The 14319-nt window shown below is 61.2% G+C and carries 14 protein-coding genes; 9 read left to right on the top strand and 5 right to left on the bottom strand.

Translation table 11 applies throughout. The annotated features are described in order from the left end of the window. Nucleotides 1-32 precede the first annotated feature (32 nt). Both IF199_RS06940 and IF199_RS06935 read right to left on the bottom strand, forming a co-directional pair. Complete coding sequence (locus IF199_RS06940) at nt 33-764, bottom strand: PA3715 family protein (protein WP_192560002.1); 732 nt, start codon at nt 762-764, stop codon at nt 33-35. A gap of 20 nt (nt 765-784) precedes the next feature. After that, nucleotides 785-1696 carry a LysR family transcriptional regulator gene (locus IF199_RS06935; RefSeq protein ID WP_192560001.1) on the bottom strand — a complete coding sequence of 304 codons (912 nt, stop codon included), beginning with the start codon at nt 1694-1696 and terminating at the stop codon, nt 785-787. A 78-nt stretch (nt 1697-1774) separates the two neighbouring features. Between IF199_RS06935 and IF199_RS06930 the strand changes: the two genes are divergently transcribed. The 3 genes from IF199_RS06930 (at nt 1775) to IF199_RS06920 (ending at nt 4892) form a co-directional block, all read left to right on the top strand. Continuing rightward, the gene (locus IF199_RS06930; RefSeq protein ID WP_192560000.1) at nt 1775-2263 is read left to right on the top strand and encodes a DMT family transporter; all 489 of its coding nucleotides are present in this window, start codon (nt 1775-1777) and stop codon (nt 2261-2263) included. 209 nt (nt 2264-2472) lie between these two features. Next, the gene (locus IF199_RS06925) at nt 2473-3708 is read left to right on the top strand and encodes an aminotransferase class I/II-fold pyridoxal phosphate-dependent enzyme (protein ID WP_244142445.1); all 1236 of its coding nucleotides are present in this window, start codon (nt 2473-2475) and stop codon (nt 3706-3708) included. Nucleotides 3709-3725: 17 nt separating this feature from the next. After that, nucleotides 3726-4892 (top strand): MFS transporter, encoded by a 1167-nt coding sequence (locus tag IF199_RS06920; RefSeq protein WP_192559998.1) that lies wholly within the window; start codon nt 3726-3728, stop codon nt 4890-4892. Here the strand turns inward: IF199_RS06920 and yiaY are convergent. After that, nucleotides 4889-6037: an L-threonine dehydrogenase gene (gene yiaY, locus IF199_RS06915; protein WP_192559997.1), complete on the bottom strand. Its 1149-nt coding sequence runs from the start codon at nt 6035-6037 to the stop codon at nt 4889-4891. The genes IF199_RS06920 and yiaY overlap by 4 nt on opposite strands. A gap of 155 nt (nt 6038-6192) precedes the next feature. Here yiaY and IF199_RS06910 point away from each other — a divergent pair, with 155 nt between their 5' ends. After that, nucleotides 6193-7212 (top strand): DUF4917 family protein, encoded by a 1020-nt coding sequence (locus tag IF199_RS06910; protein WP_192559996.1) that lies wholly within the window; start codon nt 6193-6195, stop codon nt 7210-7212. Here IF199_RS06910 and IF199_RS06905 read toward each other — a convergent pair whose 3' ends face one another. Beyond that, nucleotides 7213-7755, bottom strand: a complete 543-nt coding sequence (locus tag IF199_RS06905; RefSeq protein WP_192559995.1) for a helix-turn-helix domain-containing protein — start codon at nt 7753-7755, stop codon at nt 7213-7215. Between the two features lie 108 nt (nt 7756-7863). Here IF199_RS06905 and IF199_RS06900 point away from each other — a divergent pair, with 108 nt between their 5' ends. Together IF199_RS06900 and IF199_RS06895 are read left to right on the top strand one after the other, a co-directional pair. Then, nucleotides 7864-8646, top strand: a complete 783-nt coding sequence (locus IF199_RS06900) for an aldolase (protein WP_007957912.1) — start codon at nt 7864-7866, stop codon at nt 8644-8646. Between the two features lie 26 nt (nt 8647-8672). After that, entirely contained in the window at nt 8673-9554 is an 882-nt protein-coding gene (locus IF199_RS06895) for a dihydrodipicolinate synthase family protein (protein WP_192559994.1), read from the top strand. 73 nt (nt 9555-9627) lie between these two features. Here the strand turns inward: IF199_RS06895 and IF199_RS06890 are convergent, their stop codons facing one another. Then, on the bottom strand, nt 9628-9972 hold the full coding sequence (locus IF199_RS06890; protein ID WP_096819450.1) for a YegP family protein: 345 nt from the start codon (nt 9970-9972) through the stop codon (nt 9628-9630). A gap of 157 nt (nt 9973-10129) precedes the next feature. Here IF199_RS06890 and IF199_RS06885 point away from each other — a divergent pair, with 157 nt between their 5' ends. The 3 genes from IF199_RS06885 (at nt 10130) to IF199_RS06875 (ending at nt 14303) form a co-directional block, all read left to right on the top strand. After that, a complete protein-coding gene (locus IF199_RS06885) occupies nt 10130-10666 on the top strand; it encodes an RNA polymerase sigma factor (RefSeq protein WP_192559993.1) in 537 nt (178 codons plus the stop codon). After that, entirely contained in the window at nt 10663-11622 is a 960-nt protein-coding gene (locus IF199_RS06880; RefSeq protein ID WP_192559992.1) for a FecR family protein, read from the top strand. Before IF199_RS06885 ends, IF199_RS06880 begins: the two co-directional genes overlap by 4 nt. 122 nt (nt 11623-11744) lie before the next feature. Continuing rightward, a complete protein-coding gene (locus tag IF199_RS06875) occupies nt 11745-14303 on the top strand; it encodes a TonB-dependent receptor (protein WP_096819453.1) in 2559 nt (852 codons plus the stop codon). The last annotated feature ends 16 nt before the right edge of the window (nt 14304-14319 follow it).

Genomic DNA, 14319 nt, shown 5'->3' with positions numbered 1-14319 from the left:
TCTTCCTTGATAAGAGTCGCGTTGGTTCTGTATCACTCGATCGCCTGGAAACCTTTAGGCAAGACGTATGATTTTCCATCGTAGCGAAGGGTTGTCAGTTCAGGGCTGCCGACACTGGTCTTGTCTTCACAAGCATCGCCTTCGACGACATTGGTCGTCCCTGTCTGTCGGGTTTTGATAATCAGGTCGGCATAACCATGGGAGCTGGTCTTGGCGATTTCTAGCGTTCTGGTTGTCTCATATCGCTCGCCGGTGCATTCACCGTCCCATTCGCCGCCGTACTGATAAACCACTAATCGCTGCAGGACGGGGCGCAACTTGGCGCCGTCTCTCACATAAAGAGAGAGATGCGTTTCTTCAAGCGGAATGAGGCGAGATCCGTTGGTGAACTGCACCCGGACTCCAAAAGCTCGAAGATCAGGGGCGAGCGTGTATCGAGCCGTATCGAGCGCAAGTTCCCGGAACGCTATGCCATCTGTTTTGAAGGCAGAAGCCTGGTGATGAGTTGCAATCGGATCCGTTTGGCCGTCTTTCAGAACAGACACATCCAAATCGTAGGAAGCGATCATCTCGGTATTTTCAGGTGCATCGACGCGCTCCGATTTGGCGTTGATGATCAGCCCGGGATACGCCGGCCACTCCTTGCAAACAGAAAAATCCCGCTCGTTAGCCACCGGCGCAGGCACACAATCAGCCAACACCTGCCCCGCCATCAACGCGCCGCAAAGCGCCATACACCCAATAACCCCAGACTTCACTGTCACGCCCCGCTCCTCGATGTTTTTCAGCCGCGCACTATCCCCTCCCCGATCCGCCGATTCAACCAGTTCAACGCCTGATCCCCACCCCGCCGCTTGTGCCACGCCGAGACAAAGGTGAACGGCGCGATCTCGAACGGCGGCGGCACGATGATCAGTGCCTCTTCATCAATATCGTTCAACGCCCGCGAAGCCACGGTCAGGATCAGATCCGTGCCGCTGATGAACTGCGGCGCAACGCTCCAGTGCGGCAGGCTGATGGCGACACGGCGGCGCTCACGCAGGGCGGTCAGGGTGCGTTCGATTTCCGGGGTGCCGCTGCCGCGCATTTCCAGCAGAACGTGCGGACGGGAAAGGTAGGTTGGCAGGTCGAGAACACCTCCGGCGGGAAGGCTCTGGCGATCCAGCAGGCAGACGTAGCGCTCCTCGAACAGCGGCGTGCTGTGCAATTCGCCGGGGAGTTCCGGGAGCACACCGGCAGCGAGGTCGATGTCGCCGTTGAGCAAACCTTCGACCATGCCTTCGCGGCTGGCATGGCTGATTTGCAGGTCGATGCCCGGCGCTTCCGCGCGCAATGTACGAATCAGGCGAGGCAGGATGATCGCCGCGCCGTAGTCCGACATCGCAAGCCGAAAGGTCCGGCGCGCGCTGGCCGGGTCAAAGGTGTTGGGCGCCAGCAGCGATTGCACCTGGGCCAGGGCCTCGGCCAGCGGCGCCACCAGTTCCAGCGCCCGAGCGGTGGGCGCCAGCCCCGAACCGGCCCGCACCAGCAATGGATCACCGAGCAAGTCACGCAGTCGGGCCAACGCATGGCTGACCGCCGGTTGACTCAAGTGCAGACGCTCGGCGGCGCGGGTGACGTGCTGCTCGCTGAGCAAGGCGTCGAGGATCACCAGCAGGTTGAGGTCGATGCGCCGAAGATCATTCATCTGATGCATGTTCCGGATGACAAAACAGAATTTAAATCTGCGCGACGAATACCCTAGAGTCCAGCAAAACCTTGCTGGAGAACGATCATGAGTACGTTGCAGTGGGCCGGTCTGTTGTTGCTGGCGGTATTGGCCGGGGCGGTGGTGCCTTTTCAAAGTGCGATCAACACCAATCTGGCCCGGGGCCTGGGCCATCCGTTGTGGGCGACATTGGCGTCATTGCTGGTCAGCGTTCTGGTGTTGTTGCCGGTGATCGTCGCGCTGCGATTACCGTTGCCATCACTGGCGTTCATCGGCAAGGCGCCGCTGTGGATGTGGGCCGGTGGCGCGTTCGGGGTGTGTTTTGTGGCATTGGCGGTGGTGTTGGTGCCGAAACTCGGGGCATCGGGGTTTGTCGCGCTCGCGTTGGCCGGACAAGTGCTGGCGTCGATGGTGCTGGACCACTTCGGGTTGTTCGGGCTGCTGGAGAAGCAACTCACATTGTCTCGGGTATTCGGCGCGGTGCTGTTGATGGCGGGCGTGGTGCTGATCCAGTTTTCCCCGGCGCTGGAAAAGAGCGCCGCAGCCGTCGGATAACAGGGCAAAGGTAAGCCCTTCACTCTAAGGGTTGTCGGGCATTTCATCGCCTTACAACCCGGCGAGGCATCGCCCTACAAACAAAACTCCAACAGCCCTCAGCACTATCGGATACAGCCGATTCTGACCCTGCAAAGCTCTCTTTAAAGTCTGGCAACACACACAAATTGAAACACCCCATGGATTGCCATGCTCAAGGAGAGCTGCCTTTGAATCATCTGACGGATTCCCTCAACACCTTCTCCAACTATCGCAAAGTCATCGCGCTGGCAGACCACGACTGGGAGGCTGCCGAAGCCGGAAAAGTCGCGGCTCTCAATGTCGAGGTCAAAGGCTGCAACCACTTGCTCGATCAACACGGGCGCCAGTTCCATCACTTTTGCACCACGTCCTATCTGGGCCTCGACCACCACCCGGCCCTGCTTGAAGGTGCCATATCGGCCCTTCGGGAAACCGGCACACTGCGCGTAGCCAACTCGAAAAATCGCTGCAAGCTGGCGCTGCTCGATCAATACGAAAGCGAGCTGTCGCACTTGTTTGGCGCGGTGTGTCTGAGCAGTCTGTCCTGCAGCGCCGCGAGTGCCGGCATCCTGCCGTTGCTGGCCAGTGGCGTGTTCACGCAAAACCGCCCGCCGGTGATGGTGTTCGATCGCCTGGCCCACTATTCGATGCATCACCTGAAAGCCAGCTGCGCCGATGAAACTCAAGTGCTGACATCGCCCCACAACGACATGGATTTTCTCGAATCGGTGTGCCAACGCCACTCCACCGTCGCCTACATCGCCGACGGTGCCTACAGCATGGGTGGCGTGGCAAATCTGGACGGTCTGCTGTACCTGAAGGAACGTTATGGCTTGTTTCTATATCTCGATGACTCCCACGCGTTGTCGGCGGTCGGCAGCAACGGCGCCGGCCTTGTACGGCCAAGAATGCCGGCGCTGGAAGAGGATTGCCTGATCGTCGCTTCGCTGGCCAAGTCGTTCGGTGCCAGCGGCGGTCTGGTGATGCTCGGCAATCAGCGCCAGAAAAAATTGATCCAGCGTTACGGCGGTCCGAGCAATTGGTCGCAAAGCCTCAATTGCGCTGCCATTGGTGCGGGTCTGGCGTCGATCCAACTGCATCGCAGTGCAGAGCTGCGTGCATTGCAGATTCGGCTCCAGGCCAATATTCGCCTGTTCGACAGCCTGCTGAGCACCGAACAACACGGCAGCCCCATGGCCATCCGCCTGATCAACTGCGGCGAGGCCGCCCTGGCCACTCGAATTGCCATCGAACTGGCCGAACACGGCTTTTTCACCAGCGCGGTATTTTTCCCGGTGGTGGCTCAAGGTAAAGCCGCGATCCGCGTTACGCTGCGCGCCGACATGGAATCGACACTGATCCACCACTTCTGTGATTTGATCACCGGATTGTTACTGACTCACAGCGGCCATCGCGACCGCTGAACCTTCACGGACGACTCATGAACCCCAGCCTCATCCTGCTCATCACCTGCTCCACCGTGTTTCTCGCCCAACTGGGCATGAGCATTTACCTGCCGGCGTTGCCACAGATCGCCGGGCACTTGCAGGTCGATGCACCGCAGGTGGCCTGGGGCTTGTCGCTGTACCTGATCGGCATGGCGCTGCCGATGCTGCTCTGGGGCAGTCTGGCGCAGCGCATCGGCCGTAAACCGGTGCTGTTGGCGGCGCTGGGGATTTATGGGCTGGCGAATCTGGTGCTGCCGCTGGGCTCGACACTGGAGTCGTTCCTGCTGATGCGCCTGCTTCAGGGGATCGGCGCCAGCGGCATTTCGGTGATGGCGCGGGTGCTGATTCGTGACAGTTTCCGGGGCGATCTGCTGGCGAAGGCGCTGTCGTGGATTTCGATTTCGTTCGTTGTCGCGCTCGGCATCGGGCAATACGCCGGCTCGCTCATTCAGGTGACGCTGGGCTGGCAGGCGATCTTTTATCTGCTGGGTGCGGTCAGTCTGTTGATGGCCGCGATTGTCTCGCGCCTGAATTTTCCGGAGCTTGTCGAGGCACCCGCAACCGCGTCGCCCTGGGCGGTCTACGGAAGGATTCTGACCTGTCGGGCGTTTCTTCTGCCGGCGCTCGCGGGCGGTCTGGGTTATGGCGTGATCATCGCGTTCAACAGCGCTGCGCCGTTGATTCTGCAAGGCCCGCTCGGTTGGACAACGACCGAATATGGGCTGTTGGGCTGGCCGATCAGTGCGGCGTATTTTCTGGGCGCGTTGGCGGTCAATCGCTTTGTCTTGCGCACGGGTCAGCACCGGTTGATGACACTGGGGGTCGGGTTGGTGATGGCCGGCAGTGGGGTGATGCTGGCCGGCAGCCTGTTGGCCAGCTCGATGGCCTGGCTGCTTTGGCTGCCTTACTGCGTAGCGGTGTTCGGCCAGTCGTTGAACTACCCGATCAGCCTGTCACGGGCCAACGATGGAGCGCCGATTGCCGGCGCCTACGCGATGGCCCTGAGCGGTTTCATCCACCAATTGATGGCTGCACTGATCGGCGCCGTGGCCAGCCTGTTCGCCAGTCCGCAAGCGTGGCCGCTGTCGCTGCTGTGTTGTGTACTGGCGTTGGGCGCGGTGCTCTGCGTGAGGTTCGCGCCCGGTCGCCAGCCCGCTTAAAACGCGCTGCGGAAAATCTCTTCGATCTGCCGTTGATCCGCCGCCCGTGGGTTGGTCAAACCGCAGGCGTCTTTCAGGGCGTTGGCGGCGAGTATCGGGATGTCGGTGCATTTGGCGCCGAGGTCACGCAAGCCACCGGGGATGTCGACGTCCTTGGCCAGGCAACGGATCGCGGCAATCGCGGCTTGCGCACCCTCCTCCGGGCTGAAACCACGAATGTCGGCGCCCATGGCATGGGCGACGTCGGTGAGGCGATCGGCGCAGACCAGCGCGTTGAACGTCTGCACATGGGGCAACAGCACCGCGTTGCACACCCCGTGAGGCAAATCGTAGAAACCGCCCAACTGGTGCGCCATCGCATGCACGAAGCCAAGCGATGCATTGTTGAACGCCATGCCGGCGAGGAACTGCGCGTAGGCCATGTTTTCCCGCGCGGCGAGGTCGCTGCCGTCGCGAACCGCCAGGCGCAGGTTGTTGCTGATCAGGGTCATCGCCTTCAAGGCGCAAGCGTCGGTGATCGGGTTGGCGGCGGTGGAGACGTAGGCCTCGATCGCGTGGGTCAGTGCGTCCATGCCGGTGGCAGCGGTCAGGCTTTTCGGCATGGCGACCATCAGCGCCGGGTCGTTGACCGACAGCAGCGGCGTGACGTTACGGTCGACGATGGCCATTTTCACATGGCGGGTTTCATCGGTGATGATGCAGAAACGGGTCATCTCGCTGGCTGTGCCGGCGGTGGTGTTGATGGCGATCAGCGGCAATTGCGGCTTGGCCGATTGATCGACGCCTTCATAGTCGCGGATCTGCCCGCCGTTGGTCGCGCACAGGGCGATGCCCTTGGCGCAGTCGTGGGGCGAGCCGCCGCCAAGGGACACCACGAAATCGCAGCGACTGTCCTTGAGCAGCGCCAGCCCGGCCTCGACATTGGCAATGCTCGGATTTGGCTTGGCGCCGTCGAAGATCACCGAGTCGATGTCCTGCATCGCCAGTTTCTCGGCGATCATGGTCGCCACGCCAGCCTTGGCCAACCCGGCGTCGGTGACGATCAGCGCCTTGCGAAAACCGTAGTTGCGGATCGCATTCATCGCCTCGTCGAGGCAGCCGCTGCCCATGATGTTTACTGCGGGAATGAAAAAGGTGCTGCTCATGGTGCGTCTCCTGACAGGGGCCGAATCGACTCCTGCGATTCGGCGGATGCATACAGGATCGACCGATCGGTCACGGCGGATGTTGATCTGGCTCAATGCCCGCTCGTGATAAAGTCGCCGCCCATCTGCCCCTTAGTTTTGAGACGTGCCCTGCAATGACCGATTTTCTGGATGTCGACGCCACACTCGAAGACTGGAACGCGTTGCGCGCCACCACCGACTTCCGTGGTTTGCTGGTGGGCAACGGCGCCAGCCGCGCGGTGTGGGACGATTTCGGCTACGACTCGCTGTTCGAAAGCGCCCGCACGGTGGAAGAAAAACCCCTGAGCCTGTCGGAACTGAGCGTGTTCGACGCGATGCAGACGCGCAGTTTCGAACAGGTACTTGGCGCCCTGAAAACCACCAGTCGGGTCAACAAGGCATTGGCCGTCAGCTCGGCTGCGCCGCGCAACCGCTACTACGCGATCAAGGAAGCGCTGATCAACGCCGTCCACGATTTGCACATTCCGTGGCGACTGGTCGAAGCCTCGACCCTGAGCATTCTGAACCGCGAACTGGCCAGTTATCGCACGGTGTTCACCACCAATTACGACCTGCTCAACTACTGGGCCCTGCAACACCAGAGCGAGGCCATCGACGACCTGTTCAACGGTCCCGACGCCAGTTTCGACTTGTGCGAAAGCCACACCGAAAAACCGCGTCTGCTGTACCTGCACGGTGGCCTGCATCTGGTGCGCAACCTGAACGGCAGCGCCCGCAAAATGACCGCCACCGAAGGCACGCTGCTGGGCAGTTTTGCGATCAACAACACGATCAAGACGCTTGATGATGTGCCGCTGTTCGTCAACGAGGGGCCGAGCGCGGACAAGCTCAAGACCATCCGCAGTTCCGATTACCTGTCGTTCTGCTACGACCAGCTACTCGCGCACGGCGACAGTCTGTGCATCTTCGGCCATGCCCTGGGCGAGCAGGACAACCACATCGTGCGCGCCCTGCGCCTGGCGAAACCGCAGACCGTGGCGATCTCGATCTACCCGCGCAGCGCGGCGTTCATCCAGCACCAGAAGCGCCACTACGCAAAAGTGTTCGAAAGCACGGGCGCCGAGTTGCGGTTCTTTGATTCGAAGAGCCATGCGCTGGGACATCCGAAGCTGTCGGTGCCGGTCGAGGTCTGATCACTCCTCGCTGCTGTGCACCACCACCAGCAACTGCGCCTGCACCTCGCCCACTGAGCGGATGCGATGGGGTTTCTGCGCATTGAAATGCAGCGCGTCCCCCCGCTCCAGCAGCACCCGTTCGTTCACGAAGTCCACTTCGACCCGGCCTTCGTGGACGAACAGGAACTCCTCGCCCAAGTGTTCCTTGAAGGTCTTGTCGGTGAATTCGCTCGGCGGGTAAATGATGAACGGCAGCAAACTGCGCTCGCTGACCTGATGGGCCAGCACCGCATAACCCGGGCTGTGGTCGTTGGCCGCCAGCGACTGGCGCTCGTGGATGCGCACCAGGCTGTAGCTGTCGAGGCTGACGTTGTCTTCGGAGAACAATTCCTCGACCTTCACGTTCAGCGCTTTCGCCAGTTTCAACGCGGCGGCGATCGACGGCGTGTTCAACCCGCGTTCGACTTTCGACAGATAACTCTTGGTCATGCCGGATTTCTCGGCCAGTGCTTCAAGGGTTACGCCAAGTTTTTTTCTCAATAATTTCAAACGGATAGACATGCGAAGCGATTAATCCAGCAAAGGAAAGACGATTTGTCCTTGCCAATGACACAAAGTGTCATATAGCCTCTTAAGTGTCATCCATGGCAACCACCACAGGACACGGATATGGCGAAGACATTAGCACTACCCAAAGACGAACTGGTCAAGCAAGCGCTGACCCAGATGCAAAAAAGCCTGGCGGATAATACGTGGACAGACCGGCAAAAGCTGGCCCTGACCTGCCGGATCCTCTTCGAGAACGGCCACGATTCGGGCCTCGCCGGGCAGATTACCGCCCGTGGCCCGCAGCCGGGCACTTACTACACTCAGCAACTGGGGCTGGGCTTCGACGAAATCACCGCGAGCAATCTGCTGCTGGTCAACGAAGACCTGGAAGTGCTCGAAGGCCACGGCATGGCCAACCCGGCCAACCGTTTCCACAGCTGGGTGTACCGCGCACGGCCGGACGTGAACTGCATCATCCACACCCACCCGACGCACATTGCCGCGCTGTCGATGCTGGAAGTACCGTTGCAGATTTCCCACATGGACCTGTGTCCGTTGTACGACGATTGCGCGTTCCTTGAGGGCTGGCCGGGCGTGCCGGTCGGTAACGAAGAAGGCGAATTGATTGCCGGGGCGTTGGGCGATAAACGGGCGATCCTGCTTTCCCACCACGGTCAACTGTCCACCGGCACGACCATCGAGGAAGCCTGCGTCATCGCACAACTGATCGAGCGCGCCGCCAAACTGCAATTGCTGGCAATGGCTGCCGGGACGATCAAACCGATCATTCCCGAGCTGGGTCGCGAGGCCCATGACTGGGTGTCGAAACCCAAACGCCACGCCGCTGCATTCAACTACTACGCCCGGCAGAACCTGCGTCAGCACGCCGATTGCCTGAACTGAACAACTCATCCTTGCGGAGCACTCTCATGTCCAACATTCACGGCATCATCGGCTATACCATCACCCCGTTCGGCGCCAAAGGCGAAGGTCTTGATCTGCCGGCCCTGGGTCGTTCGATCGATCGGCTGATCGACGGCGGCGTCCATGCCATCGCGCCGCTGGGCAGCACCGGCGAAGGCGCCTACCTGAGCGATGCGGAGTGGGACCAGGTCGCCGAATTCAGCATCAGGCACGTGGCCAAACGCGTGCCGACCGTGGTCAGCGTCTCCGACCTGACCACCGCCAAAGCCGTGCGTCGCGCACGCTTTGCCGAAGCCCACGGCGCCGACGTGGTGATGGTGCTGCCGGCGTCCTACTGGAAGCTGACCGAGGCGGAAATCCTCGCCCATTACCGCGCCATCGGCGACAGCATCGGCGTGCCGATCATGCTCTACAACAACCCGGCCACCAGCGGCACCGACATGTCGGTGGAACTGATTCTGCGCATCGTCAACGGCGTGGAAAACGTGACCATGGTCAAGGAGAGCACCGGCGACATCCAGCGCATGCACAAGCTGCAACTGCTCGGCGAAGGCCAGGTGCCGTTCTACAACGGCTGCAATCCACTGGCGCTGGAAGCCTTTGCGGCCGGGGCCAAGGGCTGGTGCACGGCAGCACCGAACCTGATTCCGCAACTCAATCTGGATTTGTACGAGGCCACACTGGCGGGGGATCTGGGCAAGGCGCGGGAACTGTTCTACCGCCAGTTGCCGCTGCTGGACTTCATCCTCAAGGGCGGGTTGCCGGCGACGATCAAGGCCGGTCTGCGTGACACCGGGCTGGAAGTCGGCGATCCACGCTTGCCGGTGTTCCCGTTGAGCGAGGCCGGGCGCAACCAGTTGCAGGCCATTCTCAAAACCCTGCGCTGATCGTCAAGCACGACAAAAAACCTGTGGGATCGGCACGCTGCCGGTCCCACAGGTTTTTGTGCTGGAGGTGAACTCAGAGCACCGGCAGGGTTTTGTCCTTGATCACCGTCGTAGGCCCGTTGGCCTTCACGGCGGCGATGCCTTTGGCACACGCAGCCTCGGACGAATAGGATTCGCTGCTACCGATGATCTGGTGATTGGCCGCCTTGAGGTTGAAATACGGATGCCCGTCCTTCGTCGATTTCTTCTCGTAGCGCTCGTCCAGCGGGCTGTTGACCTGCACCGAGGCGATGCCGTTATCGGCGGCGCTGCGGGTGGTGTACAGCTCGCTGGTCAGAATCGTTTCGGCGTTTGCCGCTTTCAGCACGAACCTGAACTGGCCGTTGCTGCTTTTACTCAACTCGTACCATCCGGACATGTCGCTGCTCCTGTCGATTGAATCCCCGCAAGTAAAGACCGTTTCGACGGTTTAGCCACTCCGCACTGACAGGCGCGAATGTGAACATGACAAATGACAATCATTCTCATATCATCCGCGACTTTCTGCACCCCCCGCTTCGTCGAGAAGGATAGTCATGCCCCGCCTCACGCCCGATCCTCTGTCGGCCGATTCGTTTCGCCGGTTTTACGGGGACATCCTGCATTACCTGCGCAAACGCACGGACAATCCCAGTGACGCGGCGGACATGACCCAGGACGTGTTCACCCAATGGCTCGACTATCGCGACCGGGCCAAGGTCGAGCAGCCGCGGGCCTTTCTGTTTCAAATGGCGCGCAACCTGCTGCGTGACCACTGGCGCCGCCAAAAGGTGCGGTACATCGTGCAGCCCACTCAAGACAACGATGCCGAACCACTGGCCGATGAGCATCACGATCCGATGGCGGCCGCGCAACGCCAGCAACGGCTAGAGCAACTCAAAGCCGTGCTGGGCGAACTCTCGCCACGTCGGCGCGAGGCGCTTGTGCTGCACCGCTTCGAAGGCCTGAGTCAGGCGCAGATTGCCGAGCGCATGGGGATTTCGCTGAGCATGGTGGAAAAACACATTGCCTTCGCACTGCTGCATTGCAAGCAACGCCTGGATCACGACAACGGCATGGAGCAGCCAGAATGAACCGTTCTCACGACTTCACCGAGGAACTGCCCGACGACAGCATCGACGCTCAAGCCGCCGCCTGGTTTACCCGCAATCGTCAGGATCAGCAGCCCGCAGAGCGCCAGGCATTCGAGCAATGGCTGAGCGAGCCGGCGCATGCCAGCGCCTATCGTTCATTTGAAGTGTTGTGGGCCGAGCTTGGTGAATTGCAGCAACTGAACCGGCCAACGCCGCTGCCGGTAAATCGCTCAAAAAACCGCTGGCGACCCGCGCTGGCGATGGCCGCCGCGCTGATCGTTGCGATACTGGCTACGCCTCTGGGCACGTCACATGAGGTCTATCAGCAGCAGATTGCTACCCACGCCAAAGGCCTGCGCACCTTCGAACTGCCTGACGGCAGCACCTTGTCAGTGAACGCCAACACGCAACTGCGTGTCGACTTCGACAGCCACCAGCGCCGGCTCACGCTTGATCGCGGACAGTTCTACATCGACGTTGCCCCGGACAAGGAACGGCCGCTGTGGGTGCAGACCGGCGACGCCACGATCCGCGTGGTCGGCACCGGCTTTGACGTGCGGCGCAGCGAGCGACAACTGGTGGTCAGCGTCGCCCACGGTCAGGTCGCGTTCACACCGGACAGCCGCGCACCGCTGCTGCTCGGCGCACAGCAGCAAGTCGCGGTCGACCTGGCCAGCGGCGCCTTGCAGCAACACAGTCTTGCAGCCAGCCAGGTGGCCGACTGGCGCACCGGGCATCTGTCCTTTCGCAACCGTGAGCTGGCCAGTCTGGTGGATGAGCTGAACCTCTATCGCCCGCGTCCGGTGCTGCTGGCCAACGCAAAACTGGGGCAGATCAAGGTCTCCGGCAACCTCGACGTCGAGGACCCGGACGCCCTGATCAACGCCCTGCCAGCCCTGGTACCGGTGAGAACCGTCGCGCTGGCCGATGGCAGTATCCGCCTCGAAAACCGCTGACAAAACCTTACATGAGAATATTTTGCATTCGCATGTGAGGTTTTTTTTACCTGCCGCGTCTTCCTCCGGTCTGCGCTTCGTACGCAGGCCTTTCTGGCCTTTTCGCCGCCCTGGGGGATTCCATGTTTCGCGTGTTTTCGCCGTACCCGCTCACCTGCCTTCGACCGACCCTGCTCGCCACTTGCCTTGCGTTCAGCGTACAAGCCCATGCCGCTGACCTGAGCCTGCATTTGCCGGCGCAACCCTTGGCAACGTCGCTGAGTCAGGTCGCCCAACAGGCGAAGATCCAGTTGCTGTTCGATGAGGCGCAACTGCGCAACCTCAAGGCCCCGGCCCTCGACGGTGAATACAGCGCGGAAGCGGCGATTCGCACGTTGCTCGACAACAGCCAGTTCGGTCTGATCAAGGTCAACCAGACCTACGTCGTGCGCCCGGAAGAGCCGGTCACCAGCAGCGGTGACGGCATCCAGCTCGACGCCCTGAGCGTGATCGGCAGCGGCACCGAAGTCGACTCCAGCACCGTCGGCCGCTCGACCCTGACCCAGGCCGACATCGACCGCCACCAGCCAAACAACATTCCCAGCCTGCTGGCGACCCTGCCTGGCGTGAGCATGGGCGGTTCGATGAAACCGGGCGGCCAGACCATCAACATCTGGGGCCTGGGCGATGCCGAGGACGTGCCGTTGACCGTCGACGGCGCCACCAAAAGCGGTTTCGAGCGCTACCAGCAAGGCACGATTTTCATCGAACCGGAGCTGATCAAACGCATTGAAGTGGAAAAAGGCCCGCACTCGATGCTCACCGGCAACGGCGGTTTCGGTGGCACCGTGCACATGGAAACCAAAGACGCCCCGGACCTATTGCAGGAAGGTCGCAACAGCGGTGCGATGGTCAAGTACGGTTACGCCAGCAACGACCATCAGCAAACCTACACCGGTGCCGTGTTCGGTCGCACCGACGACGGTCGCGCCGATGCGCTGGTGTACCTGACCAAGCGCGATGGCGGCGACATGAAGCTGGCCGGCACCCCGCCCGATCCGGACAATCAGTACCCGATCAACCCTCGGCGCCTGCCCAACAGCGCGCTGGATCTGGACGGCCAACTGCTCAAGTTCAACCTGCACCTGAACGACGAGCACAGCGTCGGTCTGTCGTATTCGCGCTCGCAAAGCGAGCGCTGGGCGCCGTTTTCGTCGGCCAGTTATCCGACCCCGCCGACCCGCGCCAACATCAAGCAATACGGCTACGAAAACGCCCTCAAGCGTTTCCTCGCCAACCGCGAGACCACCGACACCACGTGGTCGGCCAAGTATCAGTACCAGCCGCTGGACAATCGCCTGATCGATTTCAAGCTGAGCTATTCCGAGTCCAACACCGATCAGACCGACGAGCGCGATGCCACGGCGTTCTTCCAGACGTCCACCGGCGGACGCAAGATGGACACCGCCTACAAGGACCGCATCGTCGAGGCGAGCAACATCAGCCTGTTCGAAACCGGCGTGCTGTCTCACGCGGTCACCGGCGGTGTGCAAATCCGCAAGCACAGCCGCGACACGGAAATGTGGATGCCGGGCAAGACCTACGAAGTGCCGAAGTACAACTACGGCTACTTCCAGCCGAGTTTCATGCCCCAGGGCAAGGTCGACACCAACAGCGTTTATCTGCAAGACGCGATCACACTGGGCGATTTCACCCTGACCCCGTCCGTGCGCTACGACCATGTGCGCAATCGCGGCGAAGCCAACGACGCGCCTTACTACGACAACCCGGACCCGAGCTTCGGCCACGACTACAGCGACCGCACTTACACCGGTTGGTCGCCGCGTCTGTCGGCGTTCTGGCGGATGACCCCGGACGTCGGCTTCTTCGTCGACTACAGCAAGACCTGGCGCGCGCCGGTCATCGACGAGCAGTACGAAGTGCAGGGTCTGGGCAGCCGCACCGCCACCAGCGTCGACCTCGACCCGGAACGCATCACCGGTTGGCGTGCCGGTAATATCAGCCACTTCGCCAACGTGTTCACAGACCACGACAACGTGCAGGTCCGCACCACGCTGTTCCGCAACAAGATCGACGACGAGATCTTCAAGGCCACCGGCATAGGCTGCGAGAACCAGGCCATCAAGGGCGGCAGCATCGCCTCGGACTGCAAGGGTTCCGGCCCCATGGGCAACTACCGCAACATCGGCGGGCTGACCATCAAGGGCTTTGAAGTCGAAAGCTTCTATGACTCGACGTACCTGTTCGGTTCGCTGTCCTACTCGTGGATGACCGGCAAGCACGAAGGCGCCTACACCAATCCATGGGGACCGGACGTCTGGGTGCGGGACGTTCCACCGAGCAAATGGATTGCCGTGCTCGGCGTGAAGATTCCGAGCTGGGATGCCCAGGTCGGCTGGCAAGGAGAGTTCGTGCGCCAGACCGATCGCCTGCCGAGCGACAAGTACGGCTCGAGCAAAAACACCCTGGGTGACGTGTTCTACGACCAGTACGCCAACGACCGCTACAACGTGCAGGGTCTGTTCGCCAAATGGAAACCGCAGCAGCCGTACCTCAAGGGCACCGAGGTCAACCTCACCGTCGACAACCTGTTCAACGAAGATTACCGCCCGGCGCTGAGCGGTGATCGGGCTTACAGTCAGGGACGCAATGCCAAGGTCAGCGTGACGCGGTTCTTCTGATCCGTCCGGGCTTGCC

It is taken from the genome of Pseudomonas allokribbensis (assembly GCF_014863605.1).
GTDB lineage: Bacteria > Pseudomonadota > Gammaproteobacteria > Pseudomonadales > Pseudomonadaceae > Aquipseudomonas > Aquipseudomonas allokribbensis.
This window is presented reverse-complemented; position numbering and strand designations above follow the sequence as displayed.